This window comes from Lacihabitans soyangensis (assembly GCF_024343775.1).
Taxonomy (GTDB): Bacteria; Bacteroidota; Bacteroidia; order Cytophagales; family Spirosomataceae; genus Leadbetterella; species Leadbetterella soyangensis.
The window spans coordinates 75,551-96,608 of sequence record NZ_RJUF01000008.1; the positions used below are offsets into that span (position 1 = coordinate 75,551).

At 35.5% G+C, this 21,058-nt stretch carries 18 protein-coding genes; 8 read left to right on the forward strand and 10 right to left on the reverse strand.

Annotated features, from left to right (window positions below):
* Window positions 1-70 precede the first annotated feature (70 nt).
* From EGI31_RS04990 to EGI31_RS05005, 4 genes are read left to right on the forward strand one after another with little or no spacing between them, the layout of a single operon-like run.
* Window positions 71-1,141: a hypothetical protein gene (locus EGI31_RS04990; protein ID WP_255036072.1), complete on the forward strand. Its 1,071-nt coding sequence runs from the start codon at window positions 71-73 to the stop codon at window positions 1,139-1,141.
* Window positions 1,128-1,913 carry an ABC transporter ATP-binding protein gene (locus EGI31_RS04995; RefSeq protein ID WP_255036073.1) on the forward strand — a complete coding sequence of 262 codons (786 nt, stop codon included), beginning with the start codon at window positions 1,128-1,130 and terminating at the stop codon, window positions 1,911-1,913. Before EGI31_RS04990 ends, EGI31_RS04995 begins: the two co-directional genes overlap by 14 nt.
* Window positions 1,900-2,652 carry an ABC transporter permease gene (locus EGI31_RS05000; protein WP_255036074.1) on the forward strand — a complete coding sequence of 251 codons (753 nt, stop codon included), beginning with the start codon at window positions 1,900-1,902 and terminating at the stop codon, window positions 2,650-2,652. The genes EGI31_RS04995 and EGI31_RS05000 overlap by 14 nt, the downstream gene beginning before the upstream one ends.
* Window positions 2,649-3,644, forward strand: a complete 996-nt coding sequence (locus tag EGI31_RS05005; protein WP_255036075.1) for an ABC transporter substrate-binding protein — start codon at window positions 2,649-2,651, stop codon at window positions 3,642-3,644. Before EGI31_RS05000 ends, EGI31_RS05005 begins: the two co-directional genes overlap by 4 nt.
* A gap of 218 nt (window positions 3,645-3,862) precedes the next feature.
* Here EGI31_RS05005 and EGI31_RS05010 read toward each other — a convergent pair whose 3' ends face one another.
* Window positions 3,863-4,576 (reverse strand): AAA family ATPase, encoded by a 714-nt coding sequence (locus EGI31_RS05010; protein WP_255036076.1) that lies wholly within the window; start codon window positions 4,574-4,576, stop codon window positions 3,863-3,865.
* A gap of 733 nt (window positions 4,577-5,309) precedes the next feature.
* On the opposite strand from EGI31_RS05010, the gene EGI31_RS05015 reads away from it, so the two are divergent.
* Window positions 5,310-6,293, forward strand: coding sequence for a hypothetical protein (locus EGI31_RS05015; RefSeq protein ID WP_255036077.1), 984 nt, complete (start codon window positions 5,310-5,312; stop codon window positions 6,291-6,293).
* Between the two features lie 153 nt (window positions 6,294-6,446).
* Here the strand turns inward: EGI31_RS05015 and EGI31_RS05020 are convergent, their stop codons facing one another.
* The gene (locus EGI31_RS05020; RefSeq protein WP_255036078.1) at window positions 6,447-6,860 is read right to left on the reverse strand and encodes a hypothetical protein; all 414 of its coding nucleotides are present in this window, start codon (window positions 6,858-6,860) and stop codon (window positions 6,447-6,449) included.
* Window positions 6,861-7,337: 477 nt separating this feature from the next.
* Entirely contained in the window at window positions 7,338-8,870 is a 1,533-nt protein-coding gene (locus EGI31_RS05025) for a DUF1593 domain-containing protein (protein WP_255036079.1), read from the reverse strand.
* A 415-nt stretch (window positions 8,871-9,285) separates the two neighbouring features.
* On the opposite strand from EGI31_RS05025, the gene EGI31_RS05030 reads away from it, so the two are divergent.
* A complete protein-coding gene (locus EGI31_RS05030) occupies window positions 9,286-10,911 on the forward strand; it encodes a sulfatase family protein (RefSeq protein ID WP_255036080.1) in 1,626 nt (541 codons plus the stop codon).
* A gap of 52 nt (window positions 10,912-10,963) precedes the next feature.
* Here the strand turns inward: EGI31_RS05030 and EGI31_RS05035 are convergent, their stop codons facing one another.
* The 6 genes from EGI31_RS05035 to EGI31_RS05060 all read right to left on the reverse strand — a co-directional run bounded on the left by EGI31_RS05035 (window position 10,964) and on the right by EGI31_RS05060 (window position 17,972).
* On the reverse strand, window positions 10,964-12,328 hold the full coding sequence (locus EGI31_RS05035) for a glycoside hydrolase family 140 protein (RefSeq protein ID WP_255036081.1): 1,365 nt from the start codon (window positions 12,326-12,328) through the stop codon (window positions 10,964-10,966).
* Between the two features lie 35 nt (window positions 12,329-12,363).
* Complete coding sequence (locus tag EGI31_RS05040) at window positions 12,364-12,804, reverse strand: DUF4488 domain-containing protein (protein ID WP_255036082.1); 441 nt, start codon at window positions 12,802-12,804, stop codon at window positions 12,364-12,366.
* 186 nt (window positions 12,805-12,990) lie between these two features.
* Entirely contained in the window at window positions 12,991-13,551 is a 561-nt protein-coding gene (locus tag EGI31_RS05045) for a DUF2911 domain-containing protein (protein ID WP_255036083.1), read from the reverse strand.
* 18 nt (window positions 13,552-13,569) lie between these two features.
* Window positions 13,570-14,301, reverse strand: a complete 732-nt coding sequence (locus EGI31_RS05050; RefSeq protein WP_255036084.1) for a hypothetical protein — start codon at window positions 14,299-14,301, stop codon at window positions 13,570-13,572.
* 140 nt (window positions 14,302-14,441) lie between these two features.
* On the reverse strand, window positions 14,442-15,893 hold the full coding sequence (locus EGI31_RS05055) for a multicopper oxidase family protein (protein ID WP_255036085.1): 1,452 nt from the start codon (window positions 15,891-15,893) through the stop codon (window positions 14,442-14,444).
* Between the two features lie 528 nt (window positions 15,894-16,421).
* Window positions 16,422-17,972, reverse strand: coding sequence for a GH3 family acyl-acid amido synthetase (locus tag EGI31_RS05060; RefSeq protein ID WP_255036093.1), 1,551 nt, complete (start codon window positions 17,970-17,972; stop codon window positions 16,422-16,424).
* Window positions 17,973-18,167: 195 nt separating this feature from the next.
* Between EGI31_RS05060 and EGI31_RS05065 the strand changes: the two genes are divergently transcribed.
* On the forward strand, window positions 18,168-18,977 hold the full coding sequence (locus EGI31_RS05065) for a UDP-2,3-diacylglucosamine diphosphatase (RefSeq protein ID WP_255036086.1): 810 nt from the start codon (window positions 18,168-18,170) through the stop codon (window positions 18,975-18,977).
* 97 nt (window positions 18,978-19,074) lie between these two features.
* Window positions 19,075-20,151, forward strand: coding sequence for a glycosyltransferase family protein (locus EGI31_RS05070; protein WP_255036087.1), 1,077 nt, complete (start codon window positions 19,075-19,077; stop codon window positions 20,149-20,151).
* A gap of 144 nt (window positions 20,152-20,295) precedes the next feature.
* Here EGI31_RS05070 and EGI31_RS05075 read toward each other — a convergent pair whose 3' ends face one another.
* Window positions 20,296-20,874 carry an HD domain-containing protein gene (locus EGI31_RS05075; protein ID WP_255036088.1) on the reverse strand — a complete coding sequence of 193 codons (579 nt, stop codon included), beginning with the start codon at window positions 20,872-20,874 and terminating at the stop codon, window positions 20,296-20,298.
* Window positions 20,875-21,058 lie beyond the last annotated feature (184 nt).

The following is a 21,058-nucleotide window of genomic DNA, read 5'->3' on the forward strand; positions in this document are numbered from 1 at the left end:
TCATAGTTCTTTAAGTCTATTGTGGTAAACTTTACTTGCAATACATTTGTGAAACTTAAACACATACGATATGAATTTTTATTACTCAGATAAAGAAAGACACGTAATGTTTGCCTATATGGCTTTAAGGGCTTATGGATTTGGCTATCTTAAAAAATGGAGCGGAACTGAATTTACGCTTTTTTTCGACCATTGTATTAGTGAGAAAAACTCACCCTACGGTAAGTCATTGAAATCAACTGAGAATAAATTTAATGGTTCAATACAGAATTATCACTTACCAGTAAAACATAAGCTTTTAGAAGTAAGTGGTCAAAAAGCTTTTAATTTTAAACAAACATTTGAGTCCTTTGGGAAAAAATATAGTGAAATAAAAATCACTCAAGACAGGGTTGAAATAACTGAACAAAATTTTGAAAAGATTTTAGACGAGCAGTTAGAACGATTTGGACACTTTAAATATGACCCGACAAACAATTTTGGGGAAGGTACAAATGAATTTCCCATAGTTATAATCAATTATATTTTAAAGAACTCCAATATAAATTATCAATTAGATGAAGCTACTCAAAGTTCTGATCAAACACTGAATTACTTAAATACAAAGGAATACGATATTACTCACTCCACCGGTAGCCATCTTCTTTCAAAGAAATTGTGTGAAATCTTAGAGTTTAAGTCGAACCATATTCAAGTTAAAGTAGTGACTTCTGATTTATTATGGGCCAAATATTTTATTGAACAAATAATTGAAGCAACCTTTAATGATAATACCTTTTTGTATTTGTTAATGGGAGAAGAAACGAAACCTATGAGGGATTTTTTAGGAAAGATAGGTGAACGTAATCAGATGGATAAAATTCAAGTCTGTTTTGCCAATAATGATTTTCCCAACCCACATGATTACGTGATTTATGATAACATAAGTGATTCTTTATCAGCCGAGTTGGAAATTGAGCATTTAGTCGGCTCACATGGAAAAGGACAGAATAATTTTTTAGGTATTCAAGGAATCTCTCATTTTAAACATGAGACGAAGGGTATAGAAACTGATGTAGTTCTAATATCTCCAGAAAAAACAGAATTACTTTTACACTGGTTTGATAGAACATTTAAGGAAAAAAATCATGAACAAAAATAGAATAGTTGTAGAAAATCTAAATCTCTGGTTTGGGAAAAATTACATATTGGAGCCCATCAATTTAGAAGTAAATAAAAATGAAATCGTAGCTATTTTTGGCGAGTCAGGATGTGGAAAGTCTTCTTTATTAAGAAGTATTGCAGATTTGCATACAGTAAAAGAAGTAGAATATACAACGGGAGGTAATGTTTTGATAAATGGGTTATCCCCATCTCAAGCAAAAAAAGAAAAAATGATTGGTATGGCATTTCAAGAACATACTTTAAAAGAAGGTACAGTTCGTGATAATATATTATTGCCTTTGAATATAGGGAGAAAATCAATAGTAGATACCGAGTATTATGAAAAGTTGCTTTCCTTAGTTGGTCTCGCTGAATATGCAGACTATACCATTGATACACTTTCGGGTGGTATGAAACAGCGTGTCTCTTTTGCACGAGCGTTAATTACAAAACCAGAGGTTTTACTCTTGGACGAGCCTTTTAGTGCACTTGACTTGGTTTTAAAAACAAGACTTATGGAAGAGTTATCAGCTATTTTAAATAAAGTACAAACACCAACAATTATTGTTACACATACTATCGAAGAAGCTGTTTTTTTGGCAGACAGAATAATAATATTATCATCTAAACCTGCAAAAATTAATACTGAAATTAAAGTAAATTTCCCAAAACCTCGATTGGCATCCATCATGAATTCATTGGACTTTATGAATACAGTAAATACATGCAGAAATCTTATCTTAAATAATAGTAAATATGAAAATCTTTAATAACCGTGTATTATATCCCATATTAACAGCTTTTATCTTGGTGTTACTTTGGCAGTTCGTTCCATCTATATTTGATATCCCAAACTATGTTTTTCCAAGGTTTTCGGAGGTATTTACAGCAATTTTCTTACAAAATACAGATTGGCTTAACTATCTATTAATTACAAGTAAGGAAGCAATTTTAGGCTTTATGCTTGGCTCTTTGTTTGGATTTTTAGTAGGTGTTGTAATGGCAGAGTTTAAGACAATATCACTAATCGCTTTGCCATACGTAATCGCATCCAATGCAATTCCAGTTATAGCTATTGCTCCAATTATAATTTTATGGTTTGGAAATGGTATTCTATCTAAAATTGTGGTTTCAGCTTTCTTATGCTTTTTCCCACTATCAATTAATACATACAGAGGCTTAACCACGTATCCGAAAGCGTATGCAGAGTTATTCAACGTATACGGAGGAACTAAATGGGACTTTCTGACAAAATTTAAACTTTTTAATGCCCGTCCGTTCATATTTTCAGGTTTGAAGTTAAGTGCTACCTTTTCTGTCATTGGTAGTATTGTCGGGGAAATTATCGCTTCTGATTCTGGCTTAGGTTATGGTATGTTGCAAAGTGTTTACAGTTTGAATATGCCTCGTTTATGGGGGTACGTTCTTCTTTCTTGTTTTCTCGGAATATTAGCTTACGTATTAATAATAGTTATTGAAAAATATTCATTTAAACTCTCAAAATCATGAAAAAAGTAGCAATTCTTATTATCTCTGTATTTTATTTACTCTCTTGTTCTGAAAAAGAAAGTAACAAAATTAATCTAAGGTTAAAATGGGTGAAGCAAGCTCAATTCGCTGGTTATTTAGTGGCAGAAAGTAAAGGTTTTTACAAAGATGCTGGTCTTGATGTTACAATTCTTCCTGCCGGACCAGATATTAAAAGTTTTATGACCGTAGCTAATGGGTCTGACCAAATTGGTATTGCAATGCCCAATCAAATTATTTCGGCAAGAAGTAATGGTGTGCCACTCACTATTATCGGACAGATTATGCAAGATTCACCTTATCGGTATGTAATAAAATCTGAGAATAATATAAAAAACTTGACCGACTTAAAGGGAAAATCTGTTGGTTTGTGGTTAAAAAATGATGAAGCTGAGTTTATAGCAATGCTTAAGTCAGCAGGGATGTCTCTAAATGATGTAAAGATTGTGCCACAAGAATTTACAATAGTTCCTTTTTTAGAGAACAAATATGAGGTTTCACAGGTAACTGTATTTAATGAATTAAATCAGATTAGAGATAAAGGGTACACTGAGGATAAATTACAAATTTTATCACCAAAAGATTATAATAGTGCTTTTATTGGTGATATGATTTTCGCTAATCAAGATTTTATTGATAAAAACCCTGAATTAATTAAAAAATTCTTGAGTGCATCATTAAAGGGGTGGAAGTATGCTTTAGCACATAAGGAAGAAACCATCAAAATCTTGCTCAAAGCCAATAAAGATTTAGATAAGATACAGCAAATGGACCAGCTTCTTGCAGTTGAAGGTCTTATTAATAGCGGAAAAAATCTTTCAGAAGGTTTTGGTTATATGGATGAAGCAACGTATTCAAATATTCAAAAAATACTAAAAGAAACAGGACAAATTCAAAATGAAGTAGATATTAAGAAGATATATACTGATAGATTTTGGAAAGAACTTAATTCTGAAGAAAAACAGTTGAAATAGTTGTCAGAAGCATGGTTTTCCTTAACAGTCAAGTAATTTTGCTTGACTGTTTTTGTTTACTTCAAATAAGCATCAATTGCTATATTTATAATCTCTTTTACGCTACAATCTTCATTTGCAGCTTTCACTTTCAGAGCCTTCAATGTTTCGTTTGGAAACCAAACATTAAAAGGTTTTGTGTTTTTTTCTATCGCGTGTTTCTCTTTTCTTTGAAGCTGTTACTGGAACAACCTTTTGCATAGGTATTTCTGCTTTTTCAGTTTTAACCTTATCTGCAAACCCTTTAAATTTATTGGTGTAATATTGTGTTTTTGCAATTGTCTTTCTTGTGCGTTAAGTTCGTCCAAAATTTCGTTTGTTCGTGCAATTATTTCATGGTGAGCTTTTACATCCTCAGTCGAAAATACACCATTGGTAATAGATGAACGAGTATAAGAAACCCTTTCTAAAATGACAGTCTTTAAAACGTAAGCTTCATAGCTTTCAAGTATATATCGAATATCATCTGTAATACTTGTACAACTTTTTAGCATATTTAGCACCACACCATATTTTAAATCTGGTCTGCTTTTTTGTGCTTCTCTGATAATTGCAAGTGTAGCTCGTATTGCCATGACATCAAAGAACCCAACTTTCGATGGAATCAAAACATAGTCTGAAATGGCAAACAAATCATTGAGCGAGTTAATGAGATACGGAGGTGTATCAATGATTAAAACATCATACGGCAGCGTTCCAATATTTGAAAGCTCGTCAGGTTGAATAAACGCAATATCTTCCAGTTCGTCGCTGATACCAGCCAAACTACCTTGCAAGTCAATATCAAGTAAAGCCACTTTCAAACCTCCGTTTTTTAGACTTGCAGCAAGATTTAATGTTAATGTAGTTTTGACAACACCTCCCATTTGGTGAGCTACAGTAATGATTTTCATTGTATAATTGTGAAATTGAACAAATGAATAATTACACAAATGAATTAACCATTTCGTTTTTTGCAAATGAAAAAAACCAATTTTGAAATCTTTGAAAAATGCAAAGGCAGAAAGTGCAATAAATTGCACTTTTCCATTGTTCGTTTTATAAGGGGTATTGTGTTAATGAATCTTTTTAGGAAATTAGAAAATAATATGAAAGTATTTTCTTAGAATCTTACTAAATTGTTTCGCTTATTTTTATACAAAAATCCCAACAGAATATCCATTGGGATTTTAAAAAAAAACTTTTAGCTGTGTTCATTAGAACGGTCAAATATAGTGAATGTATAATTGAGAAAAATATACGTTTGACTTAAAATAATAATTCGATATGAAATTCCTTTAAATAAATATTTTTATTTAATAAAAATTAATTGTGTACATTGCTGTCTTTTGAAAAGATACTGTAAGGTTAAGTTAAAATTCATTGATTCTCATCTGAGAGAATGATTATTCATAACTACTAACTTATCAAATTAAAGAAAACTGAAATCTAAAAAAAACTATTAAAATGAAATCTAAAAGCATTTTACTCATTTGTACAACATTAATAATCAGCTTGCAGACTTTTTCACAAAATTGCGACAAACTTTTACAAGGTGGGCTATATTCATTTACAAATATGACCAATACTGACTAATTTAGTAGTGATTTGCGAACTTATTATTTGTCAGAACAATTCAAATCGGATATGAAAAGTGGGAAATGGGGCAGTTCATTAACGTTACCATTTGAAGGTCTACCTATATCATTAGGGGCAAATTTTAGTGAAGACCAATTTTCAGAATTTAGAAATAGATTACTAAAAACAACGCAATTTAACGTAAAATCAGACTTTTACAAAACGAGTTTTAGTACAATTCCTAATACTAATCTTTATCAGGCCTATGTTGATTGTCAAAAAATAGATTATGACGTAAGTAAGACTGGATTTATTCAAGGAACAAATATTGAAACAGAAAATACAGTTGTATTTGCAATATATTATAGACCGCAATCACCAAATGACCCAATGCCAATTGTTAAAAGTTTTAACGTAGAACCAACAGGTAGTGTAATAAGTGGAAATTTAGTAACGGGACAAGAGTTAAATTCCTTTTCGTTACTTGTAACTTGTAAAAGAGACCAAGAAAAAGATTTAGTACTTTCACTCAATACCGACCGAGGCTTATTAGTTAGTAAATCTGTTGCAGAAGGAGCTTTCACTTCTGCTTCAAATATTCCAATCGGCACAATAATTACATCCTATTTAAATTTTGAACAGTTTAATGCAGCTACGAAAAATAATGAAAAAAGTCTTGATGGCATTTGGACTTCTAGCAAAAGTAAATGGTCTCCATGCGATGGAAGACCTGTCCCAAATTCAAAATTTCAAACCCTCACTTCACAAAATATTTTACCTGACCTTAGAGGTATGTTTATAAGGGGTCTAAATATATTTGACCCTTATCAACCTGTTCTCCCAATAAGTGAAGATAAGGTAGACCCTGATAGTAGAGTTGTTGGTAGTTTTCAAAATGATTTGGTTGGGTCACATAGCCATGGTTGGACTGGTAAATCTGGAAATGGTAATCCCAATGGTTCACTGGACTACATTCCAAGTAATCCAACAGATAGAGTAGATGCCTATGTTAGGCAGCCAAATAAGGACTATTCTGAATCTGGTGTAGGTTAAGAAACAAGACCAAATAATGTAGCTGTATTCTATTACATTAAAATTAATTGAGAACTAAACGGCTTACAACAGTGAATACAAGGAATCGGCGGTTCTGTGGTTAAATTTAAACTTTGTGCTTCTAAATCGTCATCTTCGGGTAGCGGCAAAACGTTAATTCTTCCAAACCATAAAATTCCCACTGACTCGAATTTCATCTTCTTTCAAAGCCTTTTTTAAACCTTCCAGACGCTTTAAATCGTCTTGTAAGTTTAAAGAGGGCTTTCTGTTTAACTCACGCTCCAAAGACTTAATTTGGCTTTCTAAAGTCTTACTTTCTTGAATCCAACGCCCTTTTTGGTAATCGCTCATACGAGCGTAGTTTTGCTGGCCAGTGTACAGCTCGTCTTCAAGCGTTTGAAGCTCTCTCGATATTCGCCCGATTTCGTTATTATATTCCGACCGTTCGGCAGCTATTTGTATTTCTAAAACTTCAACTTCTTGCTTTTGGCTTGAATTATCTTTCTTTTCTACAAAGAAATGAAAGCCTTGAATAAATTCTTTTTCAATGCTTTTGCCAGTTTTCATAACCACACCTTCAAAATTACATATTCCGGTGAAAGTGGGCCACCTATTCCGGTTCAAAGTGGGCCACTTATGTGGAGCTATTTGGTGTTGATTTGATTTTGGTTCAAAGGTATTTATTTGTTTTGATTTTTGATGTTTTTTCTCATTGATTCTCCCTTTAGTTCAATCCAGTGAGCTTGATTGTATAATCGCATCAAAGTGTAGCAATGATTAGAATGAAAGTGTACCACCAAATCATATAAATGTGGGCAGTTATATATTATGAGTCAAATTGAAAAACAATACAAAATCATGATTTAAAATGGAAAGCCAAAGATTTCATGAAACAATATGTTGCTGGTTATGTTACTGGCAATAACAAAAACACGTAAATATCTATTAATCAATACTTTGGGCAATCCCGTCCAGACCGCAAAATAAAAGCCTCATAATCAGCAGATTATGGGGCTTTATTTTTTAAAATTATAACTTTCAAAATTACCTCACCGTCAAAACCACCCGCTGATATCTGGTCAAACTAGGAGTTCCGTTGTCTTTACCCTCAACAATGATGTGTATGTTTTCACCACTTTTGAGATTATTTGGTATTTCTATTACTGATTTACTTCCTTTGGTTTCTATTTTGATTGCTTCCTGAGCTGTGTCAACCTCTTGATATTGCCAAACTTTTATGGCTACTTTATTGCCATCTGGGTCAGTAGTTATTGCGTTCAAAGTAATTTTTTCACCAGCTTTTACTTTGAGTTTATTTCCTTCCTTAACCGAAATCTTTGGAGCGTGATTGGCATTTTTAAAGTCTTTTATGCACCAATCTGCACGGGCGGCAAAATCTTCTTGAATGGCCGGTATCCATTTGGTTTGAGCGTAGGCATCGTCCATTTTTTGGGTAAAGGGGTTGTAATCCGCTGCTGCTTTGCCATCTTCCCATCGGCTTGGTGTTACGGTTGATTGCACCAGACGGCCACCCCAACCACCATCTTGAGGGTTTTCTAAATTATTTAAACCTACATCTACCAAATGCAAAAATGCTGGAGAGTCTCCTTCCGAAATAAAATCGTATTGGCCAAAACTACCCCACTGGTTTTTCTTTGCTTTTTCCATACTGCTGTAAATGTCTTCTATTTCACCAAGCGGTGGATTACCGTCGCCATAACTATAGTACATTTTTAAAAGTGGCCCATGATTGTTAATGATATCACCCATAAATTTCCCTTCCAAATACGGATGAAGTTGTTCAGGAACAGCCCTTTTCCAGAAATAAGCAAAACTCCAAAACTGGTTGGCATTATAGTACACTTTGATATCCTTCCAGTTGGGTTCTATATATTTTTTGTAGGTCGCATCTTGGTCAAGAATGGCATAAATAATGGCTTTCTGACAAACTTTTTTGTATATTTTGTCCCATTCTGGGGTGTTTTTGTACTGAATTTCAATCGATTTCAAAGCACGAGCAATGGTGTTGGTACCACCCCAAACTTGTAAATAAAGCGGAGAGGTATCATCGTCAAGCAGTTTGGCTTTTATAAAATCTGAACCCTCAGTATCTTTTTCCATTTCACCCTCAAAGTCAATATTTCCGATACGTATTCTGTCCCTGAGATATTGATGAGTGGGAAAATCCTTTGAATGCTTTACCAAATTGGGATAAACCTTGCCGTATGCATCTACCAAGTCATAAATCCATTGCTCTCCTGGCCAACGGAGTTCGGTACGTTCTCCATAGAGCTTTTTGGTCATTTCCATTTCGGAGGTAAACTTTGTGCCTTTTCCATCACCTTTATAATGCCATTGCGAGCTACTCACAATGAGGCCTTCTACTTTATACTCATTTGTGTAAAGCAACATTCTGATGAATGAATCTACATCGTCCAGTTCACCGTCGGTGGTTACGATGGTTCGAGGTTTTGGGCTCGCTAAGGAGGATTCCTTTTGACCAAATGTCGATTCTCCGAAAGCAGAGATTAAAAGAAAAAATGCAAAATACAGAATAAATTGAAGCCTTTTGTTCATTTTTAAATTTTCGTTTTCTTAATCCTTAGATAACCCAAAATATAATAGTCCAATAAAAATTTGCAATGCAATATTTAAATCTACGAAAAACGTTAATCTGGGCCTAATATAAATCTATTTCTCAAAAAATATATCTTTTCATCCTGTACCTAATTCATCTTTCAGAATCCTGATGGAAAAAAGTATCTTTCACAATATACTCAGAAACTACTGTGTTATTCAAAGAAATAATTTAACTAATTTTTGAACACGAAAGTAAAAATAATCAAATGACTAGTAAGCGTTTTCGTTTATTTTCTTTTTAAGTTTACATGGTTAAACCTCATAAGTTTCAAAACACATTCGAGTTTGAGTCAAAATTTTCAAACTAGAAGAGAAAATGTATTGGTATCATCAATATTCAACCAAAAAAAATATGAAAAAAATTCTATTGTCCCTCCTTCTCATCTCAGTAGTATCTGTGGGCTTTTTTGCTTTCAAACCCAAAAAACAAAAACGACCGAACATTGTATTTATCATGTCTGATGACCACGCTTATCAGGCAATATCTGCCTATGATAAAAGACTCACCCAAACACCAAACATAGATAGGATTGCAAATGACGGAATGCTGTTTTCGAATGCCTGCGTAACCAACTCTATTTGTGCTCCATCGAGAGCTGTGATTTTAACAGGAAAACACAGTCATTTAAACGGAAAAATCGACAATTATTTCCCATTTGACACCACCAATATTACCTTTCCACAAATATTACAACAGAATGGTTATCAGACTGCTATGTTTGGAAAGTTACATTTTGGAAATAACCCAAAAGGGTTTGATGAATTTCAGATTTTGCCTGACCAAGGGGATTATTATAACCCCGATTTTATAACTAAAAAAGAAGGCAAAAAGAAGATGACGGGTTATGTAACGGATTTGATTACCAACTTGACACTTAATTGGCTCAAAAACGAAAGAGACGAAAAAAAACCTTTCTTCTTGGCCTATTTGCACAAAGCTCCGCATCGCGAATGGTTGCCAGCGGAGCGTCATTTTAAGGAGTTTTTAAAGAAAAAATTTCCAGAACCCTCAACTCTTTTTGATAATTATGAGGGTCGTGGCAGAGCTTCGAAGGAACAAGAAATGAATCTTTTAACCCACATGAATTGGGCGGGAGATTCAAAAATAACTCCAGAAAACATGGATAAATTGGGCATTAAAGAATCGCACGCTTATGACAAAAGAAACTACAATGCCACAGTAGGAAGAATGAATCCTTTGCAAAGAAAAGCTTGGGACGATGCCTATGGAAAAATGAATGAGGAGTTCATAAAGAAATTCCCGACCATGACCGAAAAGGAGAAAATGCAATGGCGTTATCAGCGATACATGCAAGATTATTTAGGAAGTATAGCCTCTGTGGATGAGGGTGTGGGAGAGGTTTTGGATTTCCTGAAAAAGAACAATCTGGAAGAAAACACCATTGTGGTTTACACCTCCGACCAAGGTTTTTATTTGGGCGAACACGGCTGGTTCGACAAGCGATTTATTTTTGATGAGTCATTCAAAACCCCGCTCTTGGTTAAATGGCCCGGCGTGATAAAAGCTGGTTCTAAAAACACTCAGATGGTTCAAAATCTAGATTTTGCTCAAACTTTTCTAGAGGCGGCTGGCATAAAATCACCTTCTGATATGCAAGGAGAGAGTTTAATTCCAATTTTTAAAGGTCAAGGCAAAAACTTCCGAGATGCCGCATACTATCACTATTATGAATATCCGAGTGTTCACATGGTAAAAAGGCATTACGGAATCGTAACTGAAAAATATAAACTTGTGCATTTTTATTATGACATTGACGAATGGGAATTGTATGACAGAGTAAACGACAAAAGCGAGATGAAGAACGTTTACAATGATCCAAAATATGCCAAAGTGAAAGCCGAATTACATAAAAAACTAGCCGCACTTCGTGTAAAATACAAAGACTCCGAGACCTTGGATAAAATGTACATAGCCAAATACGATGAGTTAATAAAAAAAGGGAAGATATTCAGATAGTCTTGAAATGCTAACCAATAAGATGAATTTGATTTAGAGTGGTTTCTCTAAATCAAATTCTTGGATATTTCTTTTGTACATCATCAACTACGAGCACCCAATCTTGGCCGTAACCTGAACTAGGTGGAGTAAAAACTTTGCTGCCTTTGTTTTCAAATTTCCCAGCATCTTTTACTTCGCCATTTCGAGGACTAAACCAATAAGCCGAACATTGCTCTCCCGAAATTTTACCCAATTGCATTGTAAAAGACTTACCCATAGCACTATAAACGAAAACATAATCAATTCCTCGTGTGGCTTGGATTCTTTCATATGCCGCCAAATTATTCTCCAAAATCAAACTTTGGTCGGGTATTCTATCTAAAATCGGTCTTGCTTCTATGAGTTTTTTCAAAAACTTCACTTGTTTGGCCGCCGGTAAATCCAAAGCAAAGTGCCAGTAAGTTTTGGGTCCATTCACGCCTTCTGTTTTCGGAGAATACATTTGCCAGATGTCATGACAGCCATAAGTAAAACCAAACGCTCCAGCAAAGACATCTAAGTAAATGGCTTTTCTAACATCGTAAGCGTTTGTAGTTCCGTTTTCGTTGGCGTTAAAGCAAACTGGGTGATCTTCATAAATGGGTTCTCCATCAATGACAGGTTTGATTGGAGTTCTGTCATAAGAACCTTGAATCCTATCAAAAACTGCTGCATCTCTGCAATGCCCCGTCTGAAACATATTAAAATCAAACCAAGATTCATTATGAAACCATTCGCTGGCACCCTCCTTATTGGGTTGAGGGTGAAAAGTGAGCAGCCCTTTGTCATTTCCACCCAAGCCTTCCACTACTCCCACTGCCATGGCATTCCAAATTGCTACATCCGTAGTTCCAAGCCTCGGATTTCTATCACCACCCATTACCCATACGATGTTTGTTCTATTTTTATAGCGGTTGGCTATCCATTTACCAAAGATTTTGGCATTGTTTTCATTGAAAATCTCGGGTCCGGCACCCCATCTGTCTTTAAAAACTTTATCGCCCCAAGTAGGTAATAAGGCGATATTTAAACCAAGTTCATTGGCTTTATCAACGATGAAATCTACATGCTTAAAGTAGGCCTCATTGGGCTTGGTAGGGTCATTATCGACGAGTGGCTTTTCTCCATAGGCATTAGGTTTGTTGATACCGTCCATTTCGGCCAAAGCCACGGCTTGAATAATCGTAAATCCCTGAACAGCACGTTTTCCAAGATAAAAAGCGGCTTCTTCCCTATCCAATCGATGGAACAATTCCCAGGCCGTATCTCCTACCCAGACAAATGGTTTTCCATCTTTCATTAAATACCGTTTGTTGGCACTTACGCTGAATGATTGAGCTTTAGAAAATTGAGTAAATGCAGAAAGAAAAACTACAGTCAAAAGTATTTTTTTCATCTCTAATTGGTTTAAAACTTCCAAATCTATTCTGATCACTTAACACGCACATATTTCTCCACAATTATGCGGTCAATGCCCAATTTTTCTAGTTTCTCTACACCTTTTTGAACCAAAGTGTCGTTTTGAATTTTTACCACAAATTCGAACTTATGGTTTTCCCATTGAGGGTCAATGAAATATTCTAAGTTTTCGGTATAAATACTGTCTTTCAACGTGTAAGTTCCCGCACCAGCTGTGTAAGCAGCTCTGGTGGAATCTTTAGATCCGGTGATATCATGACTTAAAAAAGCAAAATGACTACCATTGATAATTTTTATCATTTTCACCTTTAAGTTGAAAGTTGAAAACGTGGAGTCCTTTTCGGTCGAAGTAGCAGAAATTAGCTCCCAGGTACCTTCTAAAGATGGGGCAGATTGTTTTTCACAAGCACAAAATGTAAATAGCAAAGCAATGATTCCGAAGAAATATTTCATATAATGTTAAGGTTGAATTGTTTAATAATTACGAAAATAGATAAATAAAGACCAAATCCAATTATCATAATGCAGGCAATCTATATATTCCCTCTCGATGATTTGATATAAAAATATCTAAGGACTTAAAACGCCATCTAGAATTGGCATGAACAACCTTGAAATATTTGCAATTGAATACCATGGTCACATATTTTCAAAATCAAATGAAACGGTTAAATATTCCCAAGTCATCTTGATTTTTCCTTTTTTACCATTCGTGCTTATGACATCATAAGTTAATGCTTCAGTTATTTTTTTGTTTTTGATAGGCTTTACCGTTAACCTTAAAATGTCGTTCTCCTCCTTATAGTCATCTGCAAGGTGCATATCCCAAGTTTTACTAAGAATAATCGTCCATGTTTTTTTGTTGGGAATTGTAAAAAAACCATATTTCCCTTTTGGAATATGTTTGCCTTGAATCATTACATCTTGCGAGAAATCTATCCAAGTAGCGTGGTGTGCTCCCGTTGCCCAAACTTGGTTGTAGGCCACCAAACCGTTCCAAATTGACCTCCCTCTTACACTTGGAGAGCCATATTCAATGTGTACATGATTGTTGCCTACCATTGCCATGGCTGTCATTTTGGGGCTTTTGGGCTTTGAGGCTGTTTTGGCAGTATCGGCTTTAGGTTGATGGTTTTCGTGCTGAGCAAACACGCAGTTAGATATTATTACGCTCAATATGATTAGGATGTTTTTTTTCATTTCTTTGATATTTAAATATTATTTTCTTTTACGACTTACAAAAAACAGAATGAATCCAGAAAGGATAGAAAATAGACCAAACAAAGAAAACGCTCGTAGCAACCAATTAGAAATATTGTCTCTGCTTTGATAGTCCATGGTGTGCATCATCCATAAAAAATCAAAAACCCTCCATTTATTATTTCTGAATTTTTGGACAGTTCCTAACTCAGCCGCCACAAAAACTGTGGTATTTGATGGATGATTAAAAGTTACTGCATAAGCTGGCAAAGGCTGTTCGCGGTATTCATGGTGGCCATTTGTCGTCGTTAAATATTCCACTTGTTTTACTTTGGCATCATCTGCAAAGTTGGTTTTGGCCATATTTACTGCCTCTTCTTTCGTTAATGGAGCACGCAAAACACCTGTTTGGGCATTGGCCAATTGTATTTTTTTGTCTCGGTCATGTACCTTAGAATAGGTAATTTGATAAACAGGCTCATCAAAAATCTGAATTAACTTTAAATCAAAAACAAAATTAACACTATCCTTTTCTTTAATTTTCTCAATAATAATCTGCGGATTTACCAAATTTAAATCCACTCCCAAGGGATGAATATGGGCCTTTTGATGATCTCCATGGATTTCGTCCATGTCAGACCAACTGAAATACAAACCGCCTATCGTCCAGAACAGAAACTGAATACCTAAAGCAACACCCAAAAAGCGGTGTGCTTTCCTGATTTTTCTTTGAAACTCTCCTTTTCTCATATTATTAGATTAGCACACTAATCTTAAGAAAACATTAAACATTTGGAGCTCTATTGAACTAGAAATACTTTAGCTCTTTTTTAAGCTTTTACAAAAAAGTTTGATACCCAAATACCAATAGGTTCTTTCTTAATTACAAATTACTTAACCTCAAAATTTAACATCATCCCATCGTCCTCATGTTCGAGGTTATGGCAGTGAAGCACAAACTTACCCTTTATTTCAAATTTGATCATTACCCGTACTTTTTCTCCTGGACCAACCAAAACTGTATCCTTCCAAGCTTTTTCATGAGGAAAAATAGCATTGCGACCACCCATCCTAGACACCAACTGAAAATTTGCACCGTGAATATGCATAGGGTGGGCTTCATCTCCAATAGAATTATCAAAATCCCAAGTCTCTACAGAACCCAAAACTACCGTTTCATCAATTCGGTTTGATTTATAGATCTTGTTATTAATTTTATGCATACCTTCTTTTGCCATATGGTCCATGGTTAAAGTAAAAGATCGGATATTGGTTGAAGCAGACAACTTGGAAAAATTCAATAAAGAATTGGGTAATTTAAATGTATCGGTAGCTTGGCTTTTGACATGGAAAGCCATAATATCAAATGGTTGATTACCTTGGGCATTTCCCATTGTAAAAAATGGCTCACTTTTGAGAAAAACAACTTCCCCTACTTTTGCTAAAGAAAAATCTACTAAAATATCAACTCTTTCACCCGTACTAATCAAAACATTTCTTACTGGCTCTGGCTGAAACAATAAGCCCCCATCTGAGCCTATTAAATAAAACTCGGCCTTGTTGCTTAATGCCAAATTATAAATCCTTGCAGAGGAAGCATTGAGTATCCTAAGTCTATAAAAACGGGTGGAAACGTCTAAAAATGGTTTACTAGTACCATTTACCAAGATGTTTTCACCCAAATAACCGGTCATAATTTCCTTCATCGTCGGCTGATAGTTGATTGAACCATCGGCTTTTATTCTTTTATCTTGAATTATAAGGGGAATTTCTTGGGAATCCTTTGGCAATCCCAAAGCCTTTTCTTCATCTGATTCAACTATAAATAAACCTGCAAGCCCAAGTGTAACTTGCTCAGCAGTAGATTCGTGCAAATGTGGATGATACCAATTTGTGCCGGCCTGTTGGTTAACCTTAAATTTATAATTAAAGGTCTCGTTGGGCATCACCATTTGGTCTGGGTGGCCGTCCATATCAGCAGGAATTTTTAGACCATGCCAGTGAATATTGGTATGATCAGAAAGTTTATTTACCAAATTTATATTGACATTTTCACCGTTTTTCACTCGGATGGTTGGTCCCAAAATACCTTCTCCATAACCCAATACGCTTACTTTTGACGAAGACATTAGGGCTTCAGTTGTATTTTGAGCTACTAAAGATGTATTTCCAGAAACAGTTTTCGGAATTTTTAGAGGATTTATAAACAATCCACTATTCACCTGAGGAACAACAGTATCTCCATGGTGCATGCCACTCATGCACGAGGACAAAATGCTCTCTGTACTCAAAATAGTAGCTGTACTAAAACTCAATTTTTTCAAAAACTCTTTCCTTTTCATAATCTAAATAATAATCTGATTCTGGTAATTTCTAGAAAATTGAATTTTTATCTATATGATCGAAAAATACTGGTCTTGACACCTTTTCTAAACCATAAATATACAGATTAATACGTTTGTTCTTCTATATCCCCCATTTCAAAATAACATTTTTGCAATTGCAATACTAAGAAAAAATAATTTAAACACTGACAAACAACTACTTAATAAAAAAAGGTTAATATTAAAAAACTTCAATTATGATTGTTGCCTGAAGTGTCATTTCAAAAAACATTGAGAAAGTACTATGTAAATTTTACGTATAAACAACGAAGCAGATTAAGTACCAAAATCTTTAACTCTTTGAATCAGAATTAAAGAAATTCATAAATCGAATTTTCAACTACCTATTCGGGCAGAAATCAGAAACAGACTTTATATACGTTAAATGAAGACCATCAGAAATTGATATTTATTATCCTAAAATTGAAACCATAAAATCAATTTCTTTGAACCAGGTATAAAAAACTAGTCTTGCCTAAAATATTACTAGATCTTTTTAATGAACTCCTCCCAATCCTCAGCCATTTTTCCTTTTAAAACCCTCGGGAATTTATGCTGTCCGCCCTCTTTACCGTGGCTTTTCATCCAATCAATGAAAACGCTGGTAGGAAGCACTTTACAAAATACGTTTTTCAATGCATGGGTTCTTTCTGTTGCGTAATCGTCGTTTAGGAGTTTGATTTTTTCATCAATTCTTCGGGCAAGTTCAGTCTCGTCCTGACAATTGTCGCAACCTATATACCATTGATGAGCAAACAAGGGCGGATGCTTTTTGCCAATTACCGTAAACTCTTTGATAAATAGCTGCATTTCTTCCGCTACCTCCATAACTGCCCTGTTCATGTTTTCTACCGAAAGATGTTCACCACAAAGGCTTAAGAAATGCTTGGTGCGGCCTGTTATGACAATTTCTGCCGTTTTTTTGTTTACAAACTTTATGGTGTCGCCTATCAAATATCGCCATGCTCCAGCACAAGTACTCATCAAAAGTGCGTATTCCGTATGTTCCTTCACCTCGTTAATCATCAAGGTTTCTGGTTTATTTTTCAAGTTTCCTTCCTCATCGAAATTGGCTTCTGTAAAAGGGATAAACTCATAAAAAATGCCATTGTTTAGTACCATTTGTAAGTGACCGTTTGGCCTAGCCTGATAAGCCACAAAACCCTCTGAAGCCAAGTAGGTTTCTAAATAATAAAAAGGTTTGGAGCCATCTAGCAATTTACTAAAACCTTCTCTGTAGGGATCTATAGAAACACCACCCCAACCAAAAGCCACCAAGTTTGGCCATATTTGATGGATGTTTTCTACCTTATGAAAAGCAATAATTCGCTCAAAAAGTATCTGAATCCAAGCGGGTACGCCCGCCACAAAGGCCACATCCCAGTTTGGTGCGTTGAGGGTTATTTCTTGTAATTTTTTCTCCCAACTTTTTTCTTGGCTAATGGCTTTGCCTGGCTTGAAAAACTTCTCAAACCAAAATGGCATTTTGCCGACTGTAATTCCGCTCAAATCGCCTTCAAAATGGTCGTCGATTTGATTGAGCCTCGTGCCGCCACCCAAGAGCAAATAGCCTTTCTCGAAAGTTTCTTTTGGCAAATCTCGAAAGTGACCGAGGGTAACTATCTGGGCAATACTTGCCTTATGGATGGCCTTAATCATGGCTTTGGTTACCGGAATGGCCTTAGAAGCGGCTTCTGAGGTACCCGAACTCAAGGCAAAATATTTGACCTTACCCGGCCAAGTGATATTTTTTTCTCCGTTGCGGGCTTTTACCCACCACAAGTTATACATTTTATTGTAGTCATGAATGGGTACGGTCTCTTTAAAATCTTTGTAGATGGCCTGCTCTTTTTTCAAAGTTCGAATACCTGCAATTTTCTCAAAATTATACGAGCGTCCAAACTCCGTCTTTCTTGCTTTTTTGAGCAATTTAAAAAGTACTCTTCGCTGATGCTTAGCTGGTTTTACAATCCTGAGTTTTTTTATATTCGCGGTTAAGGCAATACTTTTTTTAATGATACTTCCCAACAAGGCCATATTTTTTCGATGCACATTTTAGCGACACAAAATTAAAATGTAGCAGAGGTTTATTTGGAGTATTCAATGTAAAGAAATTGTTTTATTTTCATTAACAAACAACACAACATACTGATTCATAACCATTTCCTAACATTTTAAATACTTTCTGATAACAATTCCAGAGTAGTTTTGAGTATTTAAATATTACGTGTTTTGGAGGAATTAAAAAAATATAAAACCGTCGTAATTTCTGACGTACATCTTGGTTCCAACGGCTCAAAAGCTGAAGATGCTACCACTTTTTTGAAACAACTCTCTTGCGAAAAACTGATTTTGAACGGAGACATTATTGACGGTTGGCAGCTGAAAAAATATGGAACCTGGCGAAAAAAACATACAGGTTTTCTGAGGGTTGTCCTCCGCATGATGGAAAAAGACAATACCAGGGTGATCTATATTAGAGGTAACCACGATGATTTTTTGGACCAGGTGATGCCTTTGGTAGTTGGTAAAAACTTCCAGATCCGACGCGATTATGTCTTAAAATCAGGAAAAAAGAAATTTTTCGTCACACATGGAGACGTCTTCGATTCCATCACCTCACACATGAAGTGGCTGGCCTATTTGGGAGATATTGGTTACACGTTCCTACTTTGGATCAACAAGTTCTATAACCAATACCGCAGTTTCAGAGGCTTGCCATATTTCTCACTGTCGCAGTCTATTAAGCAAAAAGTAAAGATGGCGGTCAATTTCATATCTGATTTTGAGGAAAAACTAGCAGAATTGGCAAAAGCCAGAAACTGCGACGGAATTATCTGTGGACATATTCACAAACCTGACATTAAGACTTTTGATGGCATTACCTATATGAATTCCGGCGATTGGGTGGAGTCTCTTTCGGCATTGGTAGAAAACCACAACCACGAGTGGAGCTTGGTCTATTTTTACACCGTTCCTAAAATAGAGATTCCGCTCAAGAACGAAAAAATCACAATAGAAGAATGGCCAAAGGCAGTTTAAAACTCCTATTTTATAAACCAACACCCCTAATAATTAAAAAGCATTGTAAAGAATAAACAGTGCATCTTAGTGCCTTAGCGGTTAAACCAAAGCATTTATGAAATTTGCATTTATTATTCAGGGCGAAGGCAGAGGGCACCAAACCCAGGCCATTTCATTGGCAGAGATGCTCATGAGCAACGGTCACGAGGTGGCAGTGGCCCTAGTTGGCACCATCAATCCGAAGAAATTACCAGTACTATTAGCAGAAAAAGGTAATTTTAAAATGGAAACTTTTCAAAGTCCGAGCTTGGTATATGACCCAAAAACAAAAGCCCTCAGTTTGCCAAAAACTGTAAAAAATGCATTACCAAATCTGAGAAAATACATTTTGAGTATAAAGAAAATCAGAAATACCATAGATCTACACCAGCCAGATATCATTGTAAATTTTTATGATTTCTTGGGTGGCTTGTATTCCGCCTTTTGTAATCCCAAAGCCCGAGTGATATGCGTAGGCCATCAATATTTGTTACTGAATAGAAACTTTAATCATCCTAAAAACCACTGGTTTGACAGACAGATTGTAAATTTCAACACCAGAATAACTGCATTGGGGGCTGATAAACTTCTAGCCTTGTCATATAGTGAATTTCCTGACGACAAGGGCATTGTAACCGTTCCGCCACTTCTCAGAAATGAATTGGTTTTTTATTCGACAGAAAACCATGGGTACATTTTGGTGTACCTTACCCAGGCTGAATTGGTGAGTGAAATATTTGATTACGCCAAAGAAAATCCTCAGGTGAAGTTTGAAGTATTTATTGATAAGACTGTAAAAGAAGTTCCGAATAACATAAATATCAATCCTATCTCGTCTTCGGTATTTATTCAAAAAATGGCCAAATGTAGCGGAATTATCAGTACTGCTGGGTTTGAGTCTGTCTGTGAAGCCATGTATTTGGGCAAACCTGCACTTATGGTGCCTATCAAAAAGCACTATGAGCAACTCTGCAATGCCCACGATGCAGAACGTGCGGGCGGTGGCGTGTATTCTCCTATAATCGATGTGAGTTTATTTTTGAATTATCTAAAACAACACAATAATCACAATCACCAAGCCTGGATCAATCAATCAGAAAGCATTTTTATGCGGGAGTTGGAGTTGGAGGTTGAAGAAGATATTGTAGTTTAGATTTAACCGCAAAGATTTTTTTTAACCGCAAAGAACGCAAAGGTTTACGCAAAGAACGCTGAGAAACTTATTCACTTTGAGAGCTTTGCGTGCATTTACTTTGCGTTCTTTGCGTTTAATTTGAGGTCCAAATTCAGCACCTTTTCAAATCTCCACTCTCCTCCTTTCCAAATATTTGGTTACAATCTCCAGGCAATCTTCTAAACTTGGAAGCTCTATGTTGGTCACTTTTGCTTTATCGTCCCATTCTCGCAGTTTGAGACTTTCTTCAAAATAGGTTTGGTTTTCAAATTCTTGAGCTTCTTCTGCAGCCATTACACCGCCTTGAAACTTCATGGTTTTCTTACTGGCAGCAGACAAAGCCGCATAATACTCAGGCCTTTTCAAGCATAGATACCTTTTGGCTGGTACATGATTTTGCACTACAGCTTGTATTTTCAGAGAAAAACCTCTTTCCGCCAACCAAACTTTTGCAGCCTCCTCATGGTCTTTTCTACCATAAACTTCCATGGTATTGTCATCGTCAGTATCTATTAGGTGGCCGATGTCGTGAAGAAAGGCTGCCACTTGCATTTCAAGAGACTCTTCCTCGCTGATGGCCAACATCATGGCTTGGGCGGCATGCTCAAACTGGCTCACTTTTTCTCCAAAATATTCGTCATTTCCGCTTTTGAAGAATAGGTACTTTATTTCTGAAATGATTGCTTTATTTGATTTTTTCATTTGTTCTAAGTAGTTTTTTTTAACGCAAAGACGCGAAGGTTTTCGCAAAGTTCGCAAAGGACTTATAAATCAAGGAAAGACATTTTGCTATGTTTTTTTAACGCAAAGCCGCAAAGAATTTCGCAAAGTTCGCTAAGATTTTCTAAGCTATTAGTTATTCTATTTGCGTGCATTTCTTTTTGTG

Excerpts from the sequence above, each read along its gene's own strand:
- EGI31_RS04990 (WP_255036072.1), top strand. The coding sequence starts at position 71 with ATGAATTTTTATTACTCAGATAAAGAAAGACACGTAATGTTTGCCTAT.
- EGI31_RS04995 (WP_255036073.1), top strand. The coding sequence starts at position 1,128 with ATGAACAAAAATAGAATAGTTGTAGAAAATCTAAATCTCTGGTTTGGG.
- EGI31_RS05000 (WP_255036074.1), top strand. The coding sequence starts at position 1,900 with ATGAAAATCTTTAATAACCGTGTATTATATCCCATATTAACAGCTTTT.
- EGI31_RS05005 (WP_255036075.1), top strand. The coding sequence starts at position 2,649 with ATGAAAAAAGTAGCAATTCTTATTATCTCTGTATTTTATTTACTCTCT.
- EGI31_RS05010 (WP_255036076.1), bottom strand. The coding sequence starts at position 4,576 with ATGAAAATCATTACTGTAGCTCACCAAATGGGAGGTGTTGTCAAAACT.
- EGI31_RS05015 (WP_255036077.1), top strand. The coding sequence starts at position 5,310 with ATGAAAAGTGGGAAATGGGGCAGTTCATTAACGTTACCATTTGAAGGT.
- EGI31_RS05020 (WP_255036078.1), bottom strand. The coding sequence starts at position 6,860 with ATGAAAACTGGCAAAAGCATTGAAAAAGAATTTATTCAAGGCTTTCAT.
- EGI31_RS05025 (WP_255036079.1), bottom strand. The coding sequence starts at position 8,870 with ATGAACAAAAGGCTTCAATTTATTCTGTATTTTGCATTTTTTCTTTTA.
- EGI31_RS05030 (WP_255036080.1), top strand. The coding sequence starts at position 9,286 with ATGAAAAAAATTCTATTGTCCCTCCTTCTCATCTCAGTAGTATCTGTG.
- EGI31_RS05035 (WP_255036081.1), bottom strand. The coding sequence starts at position 12,328 with ATGAAAAAAATACTTTTGACTGTAGTTTTTCTTTCTGCATTTACTCAA.
- EGI31_RS05040 (WP_255036082.1), bottom strand. The coding sequence starts at position 12,804 with ATGAAATATTTCTTCGGAATCATTGCTTTGCTATTTACATTTTGTGCT.
- EGI31_RS05045 (WP_255036083.1), bottom strand. The coding sequence starts at position 13,551 with ATGAAAAAAAACATCCTAATCATATTGAGCGTAATAATATCTAACTGC.
- EGI31_RS05050 (WP_255036084.1), bottom strand. The coding sequence starts at position 14,301 with ATGAGAAAAGGAGAGTTTCAAAGAAAAATCAGGAAAGCACACCGCTTT.
- EGI31_RS05055 (WP_255036085.1), bottom strand. The coding sequence starts at position 15,893 with ATGAAAAGGAAAGAGTTTTTGAAAAAATTGAGTTTTAGTACAGCTACT.
- EGI31_RS05060 (WP_255036093.1), bottom strand. The coding sequence starts at position 17,972 with ATGGCCTTGTTGGGAAGTATCATTAAAAAAAGTATTGCCTTAACCGCG.
- EGI31_RS05070 (WP_255036087.1), top strand. The coding sequence starts at position 19,075 with ATGAAATTTGCATTTATTATTCAGGGCGAAGGCAGAGGGCACCAAACC.
- EGI31_RS05075 (WP_255036088.1), bottom strand. The coding sequence starts at position 20,874 with ATGAAAAAATCAAATAAAGCAATCATTTCAGAAATAAAGTACCTATTC.